This window comes from Thalassobacillus hwangdonensis (assembly GCF_042675915.1).
Lineage (GTDB): Bacteria > Bacillota > Bacilli > Bacillales > Halobacillaceae > Thalassobacillus_A > Thalassobacillus_A hwangdonensis.
On sequence record NZ_JBHTKL010000001.1, the window covers coordinates 1001269 to 1018088 of the forward strand.

Genomic DNA, 16820 nt, shown 5'->3' on the forward strand with positions numbered 1-16820 from the left:
CATGTTCCCCCTATTCTTTCTTATAAAAAAAGATATCTTCGATTTTCACATCAAATGTGAGAACAAGTTCAAATGCTAAAGGCAAGGAAGGAGAATACTTCCCTTTTTCGATCGAGATGATCGTCTGCCGTGAGACACCCAAGCGAGCAGCAAGCCGATCTTGTGAATACCCATGTTTCTTACGGAATTCAGCCAGTCTATTTTCCAAATACTTCCCACCTCCATCTACCTGACACGATATAGTAAAGGAACCTTTACGTCAAGGTACCTTTACAAAAAATACAAAAAAGTACTCCTTTTTGAAAGGAGTACTTGGTTGATCAATATGCACCATCGGAATAGGTCAGTTCATAACTGTGGCTATAGATTTCTACAAGATTACCGAACGGGTCTTCACAATAAACCATGCGATATGGTTTTTCACCAGGATAGTAGTATCTAACCGGCATCCGTTGTTTTCCACCATGTGCGACGATTTTTTCTACCAGTCCTTCAAGGTCAGGGTCCTGCACACAATAATGGAAGATTCCTGTTTTCCAGTATTCGAAATTATTATCAGGGTTTTCATTCTGTTTGAACTCGAATAGCTCAATTCCGACTTTATCCGAAGTAGACATATGAGCGATTTTGAACTTGTCCCAGCCTGGTCCGAATACATCCGTACACATGACACCGATCGGGCTGTCATCTTCGACCACCTCGGATGGTTCCATGATCACATACCATCCCATCACTTCTTTATAAAATTCCACTGCCTTTTCCACATTCGGAACGGATAATCCGATATGTGAAAACGATCGAGGGTACCTCATCATTTATCGCTCCTTTTGATTAGAAAATGATTACTTGGTAATTCTGAAGCAATTGAAGATCAATGTCCATGCAGACGACTTATTCATGCATCAAAAGACTTTCTGTTATTCATCTGTTTGATTTCCTTCACTCGAAACATCAAACATTTCCTGAACAAGATCAATTAGCCAAGGGTTCTTTTCCAATACCAGATGCGTCACGATCATTGCCAAAAAGTAATTCATCAGTGGAGTTTCTGTTTTAAGTACACTTGCTGCAAAGTAAAACAGGACGATGGAAAGAAAAAATAACCAACCAATATAGATTACACCTCTAATCACTTTATCACCTCAACTGAAAATTCTACATTTACCTTCATAACACCTTCATTCATACATTAACAATGTAAACATGGTACGATGAAATCAATAAAGGGGGGAAGAACATGTCATTACAGGAAAAAGCAAAGAAATTCGCAACGGAAGCCCACAAAGGCCAAAAGCGCAAGAATTCAGATGAGGACTACATCGTTCACCCGATCCGTGTAGCAGAGACGCTTAGAAATGCGAAACTTCCAGAAGCTGTGATCTGTTCAGGATATCTTCATGACGTGGTAGAAGATACTACAGTTGAGTTGGAGGACATCGAAACGGAATTCGGCAAAGAAATCCGAGATATCGTTGCAGCTCATACTGAAGACAAATCCAAGTCATGGAAGGAAAGGAAACAGCACACCATTGATACAGTCAAAACTGGGAGTAAAGAAGTAAAGTGGCTGATTGTCGCTGATAAACTCGATAACCTGCTATCTTTGGAAAGGGCACTTGAAGAGAAAGGCTCCCAAGTATGGAAAAACTTCAATGCTGGCCCAGCAAAACAACAGTGGTACAACGAATCAGTTGCCTCCGTCATGTTCGATGGCTTAAACGAACAAGATACTCCCGAATATTTCAAAACCTATGAAGATGCCGTAAGACGTGTTTTTCACCAATAAAAAAACCGAGTGACAGCAAAAATGCTGCAACTCGGTTTTCCTTTTTATTGTGCCATTTCTTTTCTTTTGTGTTCCGGTAAAACTAGTTGACGAGGTTTCAGCTTTTTCTTCGTGAGTTCTGATACGACGAAGATCATAACGAAAGCTGAAATGGCAGCCAACGTACGGAATGGGAAGAGCACGATACCGTCTTCCACCATCGGATATGGCAGGAAGGCTGGTAATCCAAGTGCCGGCTCACCGCCACCCAAACGGAGGAACAATGCCACGGCAAGTCCTGCGATCGAACCGTATAAATTGGCATTTTTATAGAACAACGCCATTGTCAACTGCGGGAAAAGAATCGTATAAACAAGGTCTGATGCCAAATACCATAGCGTATAGACACTTTTTACATTCAACGCAATGATCATTGCTGCTACACCGATCAGAATGATTGTACGCTTGATCACTTTTTTCAATTTTTCATCGCTTGCTTTCGGGTCAATCAATGGACGATAGACATTCCATGATGCCATCGATGAAGCTGACAGAATGGAAGAGTCCATGGAAGACATAACTGCTGCCGCAAGTCCACCAAGACCGATAGCCGCTACAACTTCTGGTGTTAGATAGCGCAGTACATGCGGCAGGATGACAGCTGCGTTTTCGGGAGCTGGCAGCCCCATCGCTGCCCAGTCGATGTTAAAGCCGATGACACCGATCAATACTGCTGGCACTGCAGCAATCAAACAAATGACACCAGCTGTGATGGATAGCCACATTGCTGTCTTTTCATCTTTAGCTGAAAGTACACGTTGGAAGTAAACTTGCCAAGCGATACCACCGAAAATCAATAGTAGTGCGTAATCGATCCAGTTCCAGTACCAATTGCCCCAGGCAGGATCTTCCCAGCCGTTAAGTGGAGGGAACAGATTCGCATAAGATCCAAGTTCCGATGCGTAATTACTCCATGCAGTCCCCAATCCATCTGTATGACCTAACGCAAATGGAATGATCAAAAATAAGCCAAGCAATAGAATTGCCATTTGGAATAAATCTGTATAAGCAACTGCCCACATACCACCAAGAACGGTATAAGCAATTGCGATGACGCCGGATAGAATGATCGAGGTGGTGAAATCGATGTTCAGGATGGTACCAAACGTCGTACCTAATGCAGTCAGGATCGCCGCACTCCAGAACATTTCACCTAACAACGCGGGGATGTAAAGTACACCAGCCATTTTCTTACCAAAACGCTGCTCAAGAGGATCAAGAATTGTCATGAATTCATAACGACGCATTTTTCTCGCATAGAAAATACCACCAATGATCAAGCTTAACGCATAACCCCAAGGAGCCTGAGCCCATACAAGACCATCGCTGTATGTAAACTCAGCTGTTCCGTTTACATATCCTCCACCGATCCATGTTGCAGCCATCGTGAACATGGCAACTCCAAGAGGAAGTCCACGTTTCGCCACCATCATGTCTTCCAGCGAATCAGATTTCTTACCTGCAAGAATCGCTCCGATGTAGTACACCATCGCATAAAAGACGATCATTGCAATGAATCCACCCCAATGGATACCTTCATTATTGAAGGCCATGTAAGTCATTACCACAGCAAATACAGCAAATATTAATATGATTGGCGCATTTTTCTTAAGTTTGGAATTAGGTTTATTAGAATTAGTCATCAGCATCACTCCTAAAAGTATAATTTAAAGTTTTTTTGCCCAATACATACGTCTCCGCCGGACATCGAAGATTATGTGCCGGCGGAAGCGGTCAGTCTTCATCAATTGGGAAATGTTCAAATATTTCTCCACTATCAATAGATTCTACAAGCTTGTCCAACCATCGATAATACGCCTTGGAAGCTTCAAGTTGCTCGATGATTTGCCGCGCTTCTTCTTTATCTTCATCGCTGGCATCATTAGCATCCAAGATGTTATATAACCTTTTTTGCGCCTTTTTAATCGCATCTGTATTAATTTTTACCTCTCTGTTCCACTTTACTGAGAAAAAATTGGAGAAAAACTGAAAGAAATCTTTCTCTGCTATATACGTCTGTCTTCTGCTGCCTTTACGGAATGTCTTTTTGACAATATCGTAATCCTGCAGTTTTTTTACTCCTGTACTCATACTCGGTTTACTCATCCCGAGCTTATCCCGCATCTCGTTGAGCGTCATATCTTTTTCAAAATACATCGTTCCGTACAATGTCCCTGCGCTGCGGGTGACACCATACAAGTCCATCGTTTCCGCGATGGAATCAATCACATAGGACTTGGCCTCTTCGATCACCTCATGTGATTCATTTTCAGGATTTTTTGACATGAGCTTCCCCCTTCCAATAAATAGTTAATTTCATTAATTTTTTTCTTTACAAACTTAATGATAACGAAACTATCAGATATGTCAAAAGGATATGTGTTTTAAAAACCTCAAAACCCTTGTCCTGATGGCGCTGAATAGAATTTTATTTTTTCTCTAATAGACATAAATCATACAAATGACAGTACAATAAAAGCGCGCAGATAGGAGGTTTCTCCTTCTGCACGCTTTTGTAATATCCCTTATATTTTCTTTCCAAAGCTGTCAGTCCTGCTGTTTTTTCAGAGCTTCCTGTAAAGATATTCTTTTCAATTTTCTTCTAGACAATGCCAGGGATAGCCAGTAGGTGAGTAGGATGATCGCAAAGCCAATGAGGATCATCCATACATTGATGATCACCGGGATAAGGAATCCGGTCTCACTCACCAATGAATTCATCGCTCCCTCGATGGTCATCAGTGATAAAGGAATCGACAGGAAGTAGGAGAGGATAACGATTGGCGTATAGACACTCAATACCAATTTGGAAATTTCCCTATCGTGGTATCCCATCACCTTGAAAAGCGAAATCGATGGTGAATTTTCTTCCACAATCAAATTCGTAAGCAATGTCAGGACGATGACACCAATCAAAATGGCAAATGCAGCCATTCCAAAAACTGAATAACGCGTCGGTCCTGAAATCGATTCGAAATTATCGATGATCTCCTGTTTACTCTCGATCATGAAGATCTCATCCGACTGCTCAGGCTCAGCATCCAACCATTTACCTGTGTGGGTTTCCGATGGATAGCCGAGAAATTCATTCACATCGGATAATTGATGGTAGATGTTCGCACCGATATAAATCTCTGCTACGCCGGTAATTTTCATTGTCAAACGGTTGTTGTTCAATGAATTTTCAAGCGTGATTTCATCGCCTTCTTCCGCCCCTATGATGGCAGCCAATGGTTTAGAAATGACAAAACCTGAAGTAATGGCTTCGTTCAATGATTCGTCGCCATTTTGCAGGTTCATTTTGTCGGTTTCAGGCAACATCCCATAAAGTGTTGACTTTTCTACATCCGGCAACTCTTCCCCGTTCACTTCTATCACTTCAGAATCAGCCAAGGTAAAGGGACTTCCTTCTCCGCCGTCATTCTCCTGCAAACTCCGATAATGCACCGCATACTCGTAGGTCTGAATCTTTTCATAGGTATCTTCGACAAGCTGGTCCATCGAGTTGAACGAAATGAATCCAAAGAATAAAAGTATCGTAGAAAACATTACACCTAAGAAGATATACACGCTTCTTGCTTTACTTCGGATCATCAACCGTAAGCGGAACCGCTTGATGAAGCTTCCACGCTGCAAAATCGGAAGCCTTTCCAAGAATGACTTTTTCCCTACTTTGACTGTTTTCGGTCTCAAAAGTGTAAGCGGACTCTGATTCAGTGGCTTTCTGATAACCAGCGCTGTCAATAGTAACAAGAGGATAACCGGAACCACGAATCCTACGATAAGCACCATCGGATCGAAGTCAAAATAGGAAATACTTGGAAGATTGTAAAAGCTGCCATATAAATTAGTCAGCGGAACAGAAAGCCCAGCACCAGCAAGCACTCCAAGGATCGTACCAGTCAATCCGATCACCCATGCATACCCAAGATAATGGGACCGCAGTTCTTTCCCTCTGTAACCAAGTGCCATCAACGTTCCAATTTCTTTCCGCTGCATTTCCAGTCTTCGTTTCATCAGCATCAGTACCATGATGATCGATAGAGCCAGAATGAACAATGGTAACGTCGTCATCGTCGCTCTTGCACCTTCGATTTCAGTATTTACATACTGGATACGCGGGTTATTCTTCTTTTCAAGGAATTTAAGCACGTTCACCTGCTGATTCAATGCCTGCTGGAAATCGTTTATCTGAGAGGCATTTCCAAGACCAAGCACTTGAGTAATCGAGTTCCCGCTCAAATCCAGCAAAGTTTCCTCTTGAGTTACTCCTACCCCAAACCCAGCGGGATCACTGATCATATCCGTTTCCTGTTCGATCATGTAAATATAATCAGGTAAATAGACGAAACCAGTAATCGTTAAGGTCTTATTTTCGATATCGAGCGTATCCCCTATACCTAGACTATTTTTCTTAGCGAATACTTCTGATACAGCGATCTCCTTCGCTTCAGAAGGAAGCTCCCCTTCTGATACAAAAGGGACGTTGATGGTTTCCGTCATTGAAAATAGTCTCATTGAAGACTCCTCATCGACATCGATATCTTTATATTCCCTTTGTTCAAGCGTGATTTGATAGTCTTTCTCCCATTCGTTGACCTGTTCTTCACTCATCTCTTGACCGGCTATGAAATGGAAGCTCTCCTGATTGTAGTCTTCAGAAAAAGTTTCATTGCGTACTTCAAGTGTAGAGATCGCCATAGAAAGAGAGACGTATAACATGACAGATAAAATTAAAAGTGTAATGACTCCAAGGTACTGGAATTTCTTTTCTTTAAGATTGCGATACATACTTTTTCGTAGGATCATGCCCATGACACCTTCTTCGGATCAATCGGCGTATCATTTTGGTAATTTTCGACGATTTCACCACTTTTCATTTTGATGACGTGGTGAGCCATCTCACCGATCCCATGGTTATGGGTAATGATCAATACAGTAGTCTGATAGGTTTCATTCACGAATTTCAATAAAGATAGAATCCGCTTCCCTGTCTCTTCATCCAATGCACCCGTTGGTTCGTCACATAAGAGGACTTGTGGATTTTTGATTAACGCCCTGGCAATTGCCACCCGCTGCTGCTCTCCTCCACTCAATTGGGAAGGGAATTTGTCCTGCTTATCAACCATTCCGACTTTTTCAAGAATATCTTCCATATCGAGAGGCTGTTTACTCAATTCCTTGCCTACTTCAATATTTTCTTTAACCGTCAAAGTAGGAATCAGATTGTACTGTTGAAAGATAAATCCGACGGACTCTCTTCTGTATTCGGTAAGTTGTTTTTCCTTTAATGACTCCAGCTTTTTATCATTAAACGATATGGAGCCTGAATCATGACGATCGATTCCTCCGATGACATTCAATAATGTCGACTTCCCGGACCCTGAAGGCCCAAGTATCGTTGTGATTGTTGCATCTGGGACATGCAATGTAGCGTCCTTCAGTGCTTTAACTTCTACCTCGCCACTCTTATACGTCTTGCTCACTTGATTGAGCTGGATTCCCATATCATCATCTCCACAATAATTTTTGAAATGTTTTTATATATTTATTTCATTTCTAATCTAAATATACTACATGATTTTCGAGAAGACAATATGTTTTGTAATGAAATAAAACTTTCATTTCAAAACAAAAGCGCTGCTTACGGAGAAGCAACGCTTTCTATTTCTTATAATCATCCAAAAAATCTTTTTGGAAGCTTGTACTGACATTACCTTTGTCATTATTATTGTGACTAGTCAGATCCTGAAACGGGTTCTTACCGTAGCGTTCAGTAAGATCATCAATGGTTTTATACAGATTTTCTTTCTCTGCATACGTTTCATAACTGAAAAGATCCAGCTGTTGGCTCAACTCTTTCTCCTCTGCCAGATCCTGTGCAGTAACCCCAAGCAGGCGAATTGGCTTCTGGTTCCAATGCTGATCGAAAAGACGTACACTTATATTGAACAGATCCTCTGCATGCTTGATATGCTCAGGTAACTGTGTACTTCTTGTGATCGTCTTCCGATCATGATAGCGGATCATCACCTGCACATTGCGGGCAAGCACCCGTTTGGCCCGCATCCGATCGGCAACTTTGCTAGACAGTCTTCTTAATACCTGCTGCACTTCACGTTCATCCGTCGTATCCTCAGGCAGCGTCGTGGATTTTCCGATGCTTTTGAATTCATGGACGGCATCTGGATCGACAGGTCGTTGATCCACACCATTTGCCCGATTTTGCAATCGTTCTCCGTTGATGCCGAGTACTCGTTTCAGCTGGAGCACATCATGAGCTGCCAGGTCTCCAATCGTTTTGACATCAATTTTCTTAAGCTTCTCTGCCGTTTTTTCACCGACCCCATACATTTCCCCTATATCCAATGGCCAAAGCTTCTGAGGGATGTCTCTCTTCCTGAGTACAGTGATTCCCATCGGCTTTTTCATGTCAGATGCCATTTTAGCAAGGAATTTATTAGGTGCGATTCCAATACTGCATGGCAAATCAAGTTCTTCGGCAATCCTCCGCTGAATCTGGTCAGCGATTTCAAGTGGTGTTCCTTGATCTTCACAGTCCGTAATATCCATATAGCCCTCATCAATGGAAACTGGCTGGATCTGTTCCGTAACGTCTGAAAGAATTTTGAACATTTCCTTGGAAGCCGTACGATAACGGTCAAAATTCGGACGCATCACAATCAGATCAGGGCAGTGTTTTCGAGCTTCCCATAACGGCATCGTAGTCCTAACACCATGCTTGCGAGCCTCATAGCTGCTCGTAACAACGATCCCCTTCCGTTCTTCCGGATTTCCTGCAATCGCAAGCGGTTTCCCTTTAAGTTCCGGATTGAACGCCATTTCAACCGAAGCATAAAAACTATTCATATCAACATGGAAAATGACCCGCCCATTTTTCGGATAGTACTTCGACATCATGAACCTTCCTTTGCGAACTTCTGTTCTTCTATTATAACATGTTCAGATCAAGATAGTGTTTGTTACCCTCTACAAAAATAAAACGACCATGCACGTTTCGCATGATCGTTTCTTAACAATTAAATAATTATTTAGCTGCTTCCTGAACGATAGCTGTAACAAGTTCTGCTACTTTTTCCAGTTCGTCGACCGGAATACGTTCATTCGTAGTGTGAATTTCTTCGTAACCTACAGCAAGGTTGACGGTCGGAACGCCATGACCTGCGATTACGTTGGCATCACTTCCGCCTCCGCTCGTCAGCAGCTCACTTTCACGACCGATCGATTTGGCAGCTGCACGTGCAACTTCGACTACATGATCTCCTGCTTCCTGCTTGAAGCCTGGGTACATCACTTTGATGTCAAGATCGACGGAACCGCCCATTTCTTCTGCAGTTTCCTCGAACGCTTTTTTCATCTTCTCAACTTGAGCTTCCATTTTTTCAGGATTCAATGAGCGTGCTTCTGCCAGGATTTCCACATAATCACAAACGATATTCGTCTGCTTACCGCCCTCGAAACGTCCGATATTGGCAGTCGTTTCATCATCAAGACGACCGAGCGGCATTTTAGCGACAGCTTTTGCTGCAATCGTAATCGCAGAAACACCTTTTTCTGGTGCCACACCCGCATGGGCAGTCTTCCCTTTCACTTTAGCAAAAATCTTCGCCTGTGTAGGGGCAGCTACGATAATGTTACCGACTTTTCCGTCACTGTCGATCGCATACCCGTATTTTGCTTTGATGAGGGATGGATCCAGTGCCTTAGCACCTACAAGTCCGCTTTCTTCCCCAACCGTGATGATGAATTGGAGGTCTCCGTGCTCGACGTCATTTTCCTTCAACACACGGATTGCTTCGAATATAGCAGCAAGTCCTGCTTTATCATCCGCACCAAGAATTGTCGTGCCGTCAGTAACAATGTAGCCATCCTTGATTGATGGTTTGATTCCGTTCCCTGGTACTACCGTATCCATGTGGGATGTGAAGTAGATAGTATCCACGTCTTGTTTCGATCCTTTAAGTGTGCAAACCAGGTTGCCTGCACCGTGTCCTGTTTCGTTCATGGAATCATCTTCGTACACTTCTACGCCAAGGTCTTCAAACTTCTTCATAAGCACCTTTGCGATTTCCGCTTCATGCTTTGTTTCGGAATCCACTTGTACCAGTTCCAGGAATTCCTCAACTAGACGATCTTTATTCACTTTCAACATCTATGTCGTCCTCCTTTTATGTACTAAACACTTACTATTAGTACGTTAGCGAAAGTCCACGGGTGTGTCAATCAAAGCGGAATATTTCCATGCTTCTTTTTCGGGCGGTCTTCCTGTTTATTTTTCAGCATATCCAACGCATTGATCAAGGTAATCCTTGTTTCTCTAGGGTCAATGACATCATCGACCATACCGAGTCCTGCAGCTACATACGGATTGGCGAACCTCTCCCTGTATTCCTCAATCTTTTTGGTCCTTGTCGCTTCCGGGTCTTCGGAATTGTTGATTTCGTTGGCAAAAATAATGTTGGCAGCACCCTCCGGACCCATAACAGCGATTTCCGCATTCGGCCAGGCATAAACGAGATCAGCGCCGATCGACTTACTGTTCAGCGCAACATATGCGCCTCCATAGGCTTTACGCGTGATCACCGTAAGCTTCGGAACAGTCGCTTCTGAATAGGCATAAAGGATTTTGGCTCCATGACGGATGATGCCCCCGTGTTCCTGTTTAATCCCAGGGAAAAATCCTGTCACGTCTTCAAAAGTAATCAATGGAATGTTGAAGGAATCGCAGAAGCGGATGAACCTCGCAGCCTTATCACTCGAATCGATATCAAGGCCACCTGCCATATACTTCGGCTGGTTGCATACGAGCCCCACAGTTTTCCCTTTCAGTCTTGCGAACCCGACGACGATGTTTTTCGCAAAGTCTTTATGGATTTCGAAAAAGGACTCCTTATCGACAACTTCATCAATGACGACCCTTACGTCGTATGGACGAATCGGATCAAAAGGTATTTTATCCGTCAAGTCAGGTCTGTAATCGTCGCTCTCCTCTATCACTGCTACTGGTGGCTTTTCTGTATTATTGGAAGGCAAGTAGCTTACAAGATCTTTGACAGCATCGAGCGCAGAAGCTTCATCCGGTGCTTTCAAATGTGCATTTCCACTCTTCATATTGTGGACTGATGCGCCACCCAAGTCTTCTGAAGAAATCTGCTCTCCTGTAACTGTTTCAATTACCTTCGGTCCAGTGATGAACATTTGTGATGTCTTTTCGACCATGATGACAAAGTCTGTAATCGCAGGCGAGTAGACCGCTCCACCAGCACATGGACCCATGATCACGGAAATTTGCGGGATGACACCGGAATAGATGGAGTTACGGTAAAAAACATGTCCATAACCATCAAGTGAAGACACACCTTCCTGTATCCTCGCACCACCGGAATCGTTCAACCCGATGAATGGCGTGCCGTTTTTTACAGCCAGGTCCATTACTGCTGCAATCTTTTTTGCGTGCATCTCACCTAAAGCACCACCGAAAACCGTGAAATCCTGGGCAAAGAGGTAGATGTCTCTTCCATTGATTTTCCCGAATCCAGTTACGACACCTTCACCCGGTGCCTCTTTGCCTTCCATCCCGTAGTCTCCACTGCGGTGTTCGATAAAAGGATTCAGCTCGATAAAGCTTCCTTCATCCACCAGATACTCGATCCGTTCTCTGGCAGTCATTTTCCCTTTCTCATGCTGTTTGGCGATCCGCGCATCTCCGCCGCCTAATTGCGTTTTTCTTCGCTTATCATATAGTTCATTTATCTTGTCATAGATATCCACCGGTGATTCACTCCTTCTTGCTTGGTTGGCATAGTTCGTAAAGGACACCGTGCCCTGCTTTCGGATGTAAAAATGCGATTTGACTATTATGTGCACCTTGTTTTGGAGTCTCATGGATCAGAGAAACGCCATTCTCTTTATAATGCTCCAGTCTCGCCTGTATATCATCCACATCAAAAGCGATATGGTGAATGCCTTCTCCCTTTTTATCGATGAACTTCCGGATCGGAGATTCCTCACTGGTAGGCTCCAACAGTTCAATTTGTGTCTCACCGATTGAAAGAAAGGCTACACGAACCTGCTCTGAACTTACTTCCTCTACTTCCATCAGCTTTAAACCTAATGTGTCCTGATAAAATGGCAGCGCCGCATCGATATTTTCCACAGCAACTCCGATATGCGCGATTTTGTTAGGAGGCTGAACGACCCCTCGGTCTGGATCCACCAATTGTTGGATGTATGTCGCAATCATTGTGGTAGGTGTTCCACTTGTGAAAATTTTCGCTACACCTTTTTCTTCTAGATATGGGATGTCTTCTGCCGGAATGACTCCACCACCAATGACAGGTATATCCGCTGCTCCGTTCGCTTTCAATGCTTCCACCACTTTCGGAAACAGTGATTTATGTGCACCTGACAGGGAGGATAGACCAACGACGTCGACATCCTCCTGAATCGCTGCATGCGCGATTTGAGCAGGCGATTGACGGAGTCCCGTATAAATCACTTCCATGCCGTGGTCGCGAAGCGCTTGCGCGATGATCAATGCTCCTCTGTCATGGCCATCCAGCCCCGGTTTCGCGATCAGTGCCCGAATTTGTTTTTTCATGATAGGTTCCCCCTCTTACATTCCTGTATATTCACCAAACTCGTCTCTAAGGATGTTTGAGATTTCCCCAACTGTCGCATAGGCTTTGACTGACTTGAGGATATGTGGCATCAGGTTGGAATCCTCTGTACCTGCTGCCTCCTTCAACTCTGTCAGGCACTTCTGGACCAATTGTTCATCCCTGTTGTGACGTAATTGCTGCGTCTGCTCAATTTGCCCTGCTTCAAGCGCTTCATCCACTCGTAATAGATCAGGGTCGATTTCTTCCTCAATCTCGTATTGATTCATCCCAACGACGATTTCTTCACCTGACTCGATTTTCTTCTGTGCCTGATAGGCAGCTTGATGAATTTCCCGTTGCATATACCCATCTTCGACAGCCTGGACTGCACCACCGAGCTTCTTAATTTTTTCTAAATAGACATTCACTTCTGATTCGATGTTATCGGTCAGCTCTTCTACATAATAGGAACCGCCTAGTGGATCGACAGTGTCTGCTGCACCACTTTCGTTGGCAATGATCTGCTGGGTGCGCAGTGCGATCCGTGCAGAATCTTCTGTAGGAAGCGCCAATGCTTCATCCCTGGAATTAGTGTGCAGGCTTTGTGTACCTCCCATCACAGCTGCAAGCGCTTGCAAAGTTACCCGTACAATATTGTTATCCGGTTGCTGTGCAGTAAGGGTGGAACCACCTGTCTGTGTATGGAAACGGAGCTTCCAGCTTTTAGGATTCTCTGCTTTGTAATGGTCTTTCATGATTTTCGCCCAAATTCTGCGCGCAGCCCTGAATTTGGCCACTTCTTCGAAAAATTGATTGTGAGCGTTGAAGAAGAAGGCAAGCCTTGGAGCGAACTGATCGACTTCCAAGCCTTTCTCTAAGGCTGCATCCACATAAGCCATTCCATTAGCTATCGTAAAAGCGACTTCCTGGACAGCAGTCGATCCTGCTTCACGAATGTGGTAACCGGATATACTGATCGTATTGAATTTCGGTACATTCGCATGACAGTACTGGAAGATATCCGTAATCAGCCGCATCGATGGCTTTGGTGGAAAAATGTACGTGCCACGGGCAATATATTCTTTCAGGATATCATTTTGAATCGTACCTGTGAGTTTCTCCATCGGCACTCCCTGCTTCTCTCCAACAGCTATGTACATGCAAAGCAGGATGGATGCCGGTGCATTGATCGTCATCGATGTACTGACTTTGTCCAATGGAATCTGGTCGAACAACTGCTCCATATCTTTCAAGGAATCGATTGCTACTCCTACTTTTCCAACTTCCCCTTCGGCCATCGGATCATCGGAGTCATAACCGATTTGTGTCGGTAAGTCGAATGCTACGGACAGACCAGTCTGTCCCTGCTCCAATAGATAACGGAAGCGCTTGTTCGTTTCTTCTGCTGAACCGAAGCCGGCATATTGCCGCATCGTCCAGTATCTGCTCCGGTACATCGTAGGCTGTATACCTCTTGTATATGGATAACTGCCTGGGAATCCCAGCTGTTCATCATAGGATTCTGTCGGCTCGGTTGGTGTATAAAGACGGTCGATTTCAATATCTGAACTTGTCATAAACGGATCTTTTCGTTCTGGAAATCTTGCAATCGTCTTGTCTACATCTGCTTCCCACTTTTTCTTCTGGTCTTCGAATTTCGTCTGTCTGACCATTCAGAAACCCCCTTCAGTCGAATTATGTCCATCTCTAGCTTATCATAAGCTGAATCACGGAGTAAGAAGACTATCTAAAAATTGAAAGAATTCATAATAATATTGTTAATTATTTTTCATCCCTTGTCCAATGTTTCTTTTCGAGGTAAAATACATAGTAGCAATGGGGATGAAGGAGGTTGTGAACCTTGGCAGCAAAGAGAAAATCAAAACGCGAAAGACGTATGAAAATCATCATTTATATCATGATTCTATCGATGGTTCTTTCCACATTATTGGCTGGAGCGGGAATGTTCCTATAATAAATGATCGCGCATAAGAAAACGCATGGATGCCCCAGCATCCATGCGTTTTCATTTCTTTATTGGAACTGTTGACTCAGGCGGTTCTTGAGGTATTCATCGTAAATCGCTTCGAATTTTCTATCCTCATTGACAATGACGATCTTCGCTCCGTTCGGAACTTTGTCATACAGTGCTTCCACGTTTTTATTGTGCATCCGGATGCAGCCCTGCGATACATTTCTTCCGATCGACGAAGGCTGATTCGTGCCATGCACCCCGTAAATCCTGCCGTCCGTCCCTTTGGCATCAAAACCGATCCAACGGCTGCCGAGTGGATTCCTCGGGTCTCCGCCCGGAATGTTCTTCTTTCGATAATAGGGATCCTTCGCTTTCACTTTAATTGTAAATGTGCCGGTCGGCGTCAGCGCTTCGGTTTTACCAGTAGCAACGGGATAGACGTTCTGTAATTTTCCTTTATCAAAAAAAGCCAATTCATTGGATGCTTTGTTGACGATGATAACAGGGTCGGTCATACCCGTGTGAACGCCTGGAACAGTTAGGCTTAGAAACATGAAAAGCAGCAGGGATTTCATAAGGGCAACTCCTTTTTACCTTAAGTTCCCCGACATCCCTACTGCGCTATACATCACTTTTCTTAAAAGATCGTTTGATGATCAAATATTGTTCCATTTCATTCAGCAGTGTGTACAGACTTGCCCGTGCTTCGAATTCTTCCCTTGTCGTAGGCAATTCTGATTCTCTGAAACCTTCCCGCAATTCTTTTATTTGTTTCAAGTATAAGATCGCAGTATTCCCAGGGTGTACCGCTCCGGATAACTCTTCGAAAAAATCCGCAACCTTATTGGCATACTCACGGATCCCATAAATACTCGTCACGAGGGGCAGCATCCGTTCCAGAATCTCAAACTGTTTCATACGCATATGGAAATAATGATAGAAGTGGTTATGCGTACGGAGCAGGTGATTCTCCACATCCCGATATGCCAATGCTTTCGCTTCTTCAAGAAGTCCAGCGGTCTCCGTCAATTCTTTACCTGTCCAATGATCATTATGATTCCTGAGGAAGGCGGCCAGTTCCTTGAGGATCATGGAAAAGTTGTCTTCCACCTGATGCTGATAATCATGCAGCTTCCCTTCCAGGCTTGGCATATACAAATTCAACAGCAGCGCAATCCCTATCCCGATGACAATCAATAGGAATTCATTCCAAATTTCACTGAAACCGATCTGTTGATAGCTGTATAAATGCAAGATGATGACAGAACTTGTAATGATACCTGGTGTGATGTTCAATTTTACGGTAACCGGGATGAAGGCGAATAACATCAGCCCGATTGCAATGGGATTGTACCCAAGGGTTTCAAAAAAGATGAATGAAAATAACATTGCTACCATGCAGGCAGCAAAACGATGCCATGCTGATAATAAAGACCTTTTTCTGGTTATTTGAATACATAAAATGGTCAGGATACCAGCTGAAGCGAAATTCTCCAATCCGATCAATTGCGCGATCCAAATCGCGATTGGAGTTCCTACTGCAGTTTTTACTGCTCTATATCCAATTTTCAATGCATTGACTCCTTTGGACAAAATATGAAATATATCAAATCATAACATGTCCAACTATGGAAGAAAAGATTTCCTATCCTTCTATCATTTTCATTGTTGTTCACCCATGCTTTTGAGCCCTTACTACGCTTTTGATACTGTCAATCAACAAAAGGATCGCACCTGCAAGCATGCCACCAAACCCTGTCAGATTGACTAAGGGATTTTCTCCAATAATCCATACAGCCAGACTGATAAGAAATACTACCGTCCCGATGATTCTCATCATACTCACCCGCTGCATCATGCATGAAGCCCTCCTTATAATTTCCTTCTCAATCGGATAGATCGATAAGTCTCTGCTTCTGAGTTACCATATCCAGGAACTTCTTCTATAAATGAGAAGCCTCTTGCTTTGTAAAAAGGGATCCCTTTTTCATTACCTTTCTGGACAGAAACCCATTGTTCCTTTGCTCCAGCATCTCTCTGCTGTCTGGTAATCTCCTCAAGCAATCTCGTCCCGACTCCTTCGCCTCTGCGATCTGGATGCAGGTATAGTACATACACTTCTGCCGTTTCTGGTTCGATAAGTCCGCCTCCACCAGCGCCAATCACTTCTCCGTTTTCCAATGCGACAAAGTAACCTCCCCACTCTTCCGAAAAGTGCGTTACTTCCTTTTTAACTCGTTCATTAGTATAAAATTCATCAATGATCCGTTTTATGTATGCTTCTGTGTAAATTTCTCCGTAAGTTGCCCAGTTCGCTTTCGTGCAAACCTCAACAATACCCTCTACATGTTTTTCATTTGCGAGTTTCACTGTGATCATGACTCAAATCCCCTATTCT

At 43.6% G+C, this 16820-nt stretch carries 18 protein-coding genes; 2 read left to right on the forward strand and 16 right to left on the reverse strand.

The features are described from left to right. Nucleotides 1–10: 10 nt before the first annotated feature. The 3 genes from ACFQ2J_RS05340 to ACFQ2J_RS05350 form a co-directional block, all read right to left on the reverse strand. Nucleotides 11–208: a helix-turn-helix transcriptional regulator gene (locus tag ACFQ2J_RS05340; RefSeq protein WP_386057262.1), complete on the reverse strand. Its 198-nt coding sequence runs from the start codon at nucleotides 206–208 to the stop codon at nucleotides 11–13. 112 nt (nucleotides 209–320) lie between these two features. Next, on the reverse strand, nucleotides 321–812 hold the full coding sequence (locus tag ACFQ2J_RS05345; protein WP_386058354.1) for a lactoylglutathione lyase family protein: 492 nt from the start codon (nucleotides 810–812) through the stop codon (nucleotides 321–323). A gap of 105 nt (nucleotides 813–917) precedes the next feature. Beyond that, nucleotides 918–1133, reverse strand: coding sequence for a short-chain dehydrogenase (locus tag ACFQ2J_RS05350; RefSeq protein WP_386057264.1), 216 nt, complete (start codon nucleotides 1131–1133; stop codon nucleotides 918–920). 104 nt (nucleotides 1134–1237) lie between these two features. On the opposite strand from ACFQ2J_RS05350, the gene ACFQ2J_RS05355 reads away from it, so the two are divergent. After that, a complete protein-coding gene (locus ACFQ2J_RS05355; RefSeq protein ID WP_386057266.1) occupies nucleotides 1238–1786 on the forward strand; it encodes an HD domain-containing protein in 549 nt (182 codons plus the stop codon). A 44-nt stretch (nucleotides 1787–1830) separates the two neighbouring features. Here the strand turns inward: ACFQ2J_RS05355 and ACFQ2J_RS05360 are convergent, their stop codons facing one another. The 9 genes from ACFQ2J_RS05360 to ACFQ2J_RS05400 all read right to left on the reverse strand — a co-directional run bounded on the left by ACFQ2J_RS05360 (nucleotide 1831) and on the right by ACFQ2J_RS05400 (nucleotide 14120). Continuing rightward, a complete protein-coding gene (locus ACFQ2J_RS05360) occupies nucleotides 1831–3468 on the reverse strand; it encodes a sodium:solute symporter family protein (RefSeq protein WP_386057268.1) in 1638 nt (545 codons plus the stop codon). A gap of 91 nt (nucleotides 3469–3559) precedes the next feature. Further along, the gene (cudC, locus tag ACFQ2J_RS05365) at nucleotides 3560–4111 is read right to left on the reverse strand and encodes a choline uptake/conversion transcriptional regulator CudC (protein WP_386057270.1); all 552 of its coding nucleotides are present in this window, start codon (nucleotides 4109–4111) and stop codon (nucleotides 3560–3562) included. Nucleotides 4112–4372: 261 nt separating this feature from the next. Beyond that, on the reverse strand, nucleotides 4373–6634 hold the full coding sequence (locus ACFQ2J_RS05370) for an ABC transporter permease (RefSeq protein ID WP_386057272.1): 2262 nt from the start codon (nucleotides 6632–6634) through the stop codon (nucleotides 4373–4375). Beyond that, nucleotides 6631–7332, reverse strand: coding sequence for an ABC transporter ATP-binding protein (locus tag ACFQ2J_RS05375; RefSeq protein WP_386057274.1), 702 nt, complete (start codon nucleotides 7330–7332; stop codon nucleotides 6631–6633). The genes ACFQ2J_RS05370 and ACFQ2J_RS05375 overlap by 4 nt, the downstream gene beginning before the upstream one ends. A 157-nt stretch (nucleotides 7333–7489) precedes the next feature. Next, nucleotides 7490–8743 (reverse strand): DNA polymerase IV, encoded by a 1254-nt coding sequence (locus ACFQ2J_RS05380; protein WP_386057276.1) that lies wholly within the window; start codon nucleotides 8741–8743, stop codon nucleotides 7490–7492. Between the two features lie 130 nt (nucleotides 8744–8873). Beyond that, a complete protein-coding gene (locus ACFQ2J_RS05385) occupies nucleotides 8874–9998 on the reverse strand; it encodes a M20/M25/M40 family metallo-hydrolase (protein ID WP_386057278.1) in 1125 nt (374 codons plus the stop codon). A gap of 71 nt (nucleotides 9999–10069) precedes the next feature. Beyond that, complete coding sequence (locus tag ACFQ2J_RS05390) at nucleotides 10070–11617, reverse strand: acyl-CoA carboxylase subunit beta (protein ID WP_386057279.1); 1548 nt, start codon at nucleotides 11615–11617, stop codon at nucleotides 10070–10072. Nucleotides 11618–11624: 7 nt separating this feature from the next. Continuing rightward, complete coding sequence (mce, locus tag ACFQ2J_RS05395; protein WP_386057281.1) at nucleotides 11625–12446, reverse strand: methylmalonyl-CoA epimerase; 822 nt, start codon at nucleotides 12444–12446, stop codon at nucleotides 11625–11627. A 15-nt stretch (nucleotides 12447–12461) separates the two neighbouring features. Next, nucleotides 12462–14120 carry an acyl-CoA mutase large subunit family protein gene (locus tag ACFQ2J_RS05400; protein ID WP_386057282.1) on the reverse strand — a complete coding sequence of 553 codons (1659 nt, stop codon included), beginning with the start codon at nucleotides 14118–14120 and terminating at the stop codon, nucleotides 12462–12464. A 188-nt stretch (nucleotides 14121–14308) separates the two neighbouring features. Between ACFQ2J_RS05400 and prli42 the strand changes: the two genes are divergently transcribed. Then, nucleotides 14309–14422: a stressosome-associated protein Prli42 gene (gene prli42, locus ACFQ2J_RS05405; RefSeq protein ID WP_386057284.1), complete on the forward strand. Its 114-nt coding sequence runs from the start codon at nucleotides 14309–14311 to the stop codon at nucleotides 14420–14422. Nucleotides 14423–14481: 59 nt separating this feature from the next. On the opposite strand, the gene ACFQ2J_RS05410 is transcribed toward prli42, so the two are convergent. From ACFQ2J_RS05410 to ACFQ2J_RS05425, 4 genes are all read right to left on the reverse strand, one after another. Beyond that, nucleotides 14482–14997, reverse strand: coding sequence for a L,D-transpeptidase (locus tag ACFQ2J_RS05410; RefSeq protein WP_386057286.1), 516 nt, complete (start codon nucleotides 14995–14997; stop codon nucleotides 14482–14484). A gap of 46 nt (nucleotides 14998–15043) precedes the next feature. Next, nucleotides 15044–15994: an aromatic acid exporter family protein gene (locus tag ACFQ2J_RS05415; protein ID WP_386057287.1), complete on the reverse strand. Its 951-nt coding sequence runs from the start codon at nucleotides 15992–15994 to the stop codon at nucleotides 15044–15046. Nucleotides 15995–16094: 100 nt separating this feature from the next. After that, nucleotides 16095–16280 (reverse strand): hypothetical protein, encoded by a 186-nt coding sequence (locus ACFQ2J_RS05420; protein WP_386057288.1) that lies wholly within the window; start codon nucleotides 16278–16280, stop codon nucleotides 16095–16097. A 14-nt stretch (nucleotides 16281–16294) separates the two neighbouring features. Next, complete coding sequence (locus tag ACFQ2J_RS05425) at nucleotides 16295–16801, reverse strand: GNAT family N-acetyltransferase (RefSeq protein ID WP_386057290.1); 507 nt, start codon at nucleotides 16799–16801, stop codon at nucleotides 16295–16297. Nucleotides 16802–16820 lie beyond the last annotated feature (19 nt).

Coding starts and splice junctions, on each gene's coding strand:
- ACFQ2J_RS05385 (WP_386057278.1), bottom strand. CDS start 9,998: ATGTTGAAAGTGAATAAAGATCGTCTAGTTGAGGAATTCCTGGAACTG.
- ACFQ2J_RS05375 (WP_386057274.1), bottom strand. CDS start 7,332: ATGGGAATCCAGCTCAATCAAGTGAGCAAGACGTATAAGAGTGGCGAG.
- ACFQ2J_RS05420 (WP_386057288.1), bottom strand. CDS start 16,280: ATGATGCAGCGGGTGAGTATGATGAGAATCATCGGGACGGTAGTATTT.
- ACFQ2J_RS05425 (WP_386057290.1), bottom strand. CDS start 16,801: ATGATCACAGTGAAACTCGCAAATGAAAAACATGTAGAGGGTATTGTT.
- ACFQ2J_RS05380 (WP_386057276.1), bottom strand. CDS start 8,743: ATGTCGAAGTACTATCCGAAAAATGGGCGGGTCATTTTCCATGTTGAT.
- ACFQ2J_RS05410 (WP_386057286.1), bottom strand. CDS start 14,997: ATGAAATCCCTGCTGCTTTTCATGTTTCTAAGCCTAACTGTTCCAGGC.
- ACFQ2J_RS05360 (WP_386057268.1), bottom strand. CDS start 3,468: ATGACTAATTCTAATAAACCTAATTCCAAACTTAAGAAAAATGCGCCA.
- ACFQ2J_RS05370 (WP_386057272.1), bottom strand. CDS start 6,634: ATGATCCTACGAAAAAGTATGTATCGCAATCTTAAAGAAAAGAAATTC.
- cudC (WP_386057270.1), bottom strand. CDS start 4,111: ATGTCAAAAAATCCTGAAAATGAATCACATGAGGTGATCGAAGAGGCC.
- mce (WP_386057281.1), bottom strand. CDS start 12,446: ATGAAAAAACAAATTCGGGCACTGATCGCGAAACCGGGGCTGGATGGC.
- ACFQ2J_RS05355 (WP_386057266.1), top strand. CDS start 1,238: ATGTCATTACAGGAAAAAGCAAAGAAATTCGCAACGGAAGCCCACAAA.
- ACFQ2J_RS05345 (WP_386058354.1), bottom strand. CDS start 812: ATGAGGTACCCTCGATCGTTTTCACATATCGGATTATCCGTTCCGAAT.
- ACFQ2J_RS05400 (WP_386057282.1), bottom strand. CDS start 14,120: ATGGTCAGACAGACGAAATTCGAAGACCAGAAGAAAAAGTGGGAAGCA.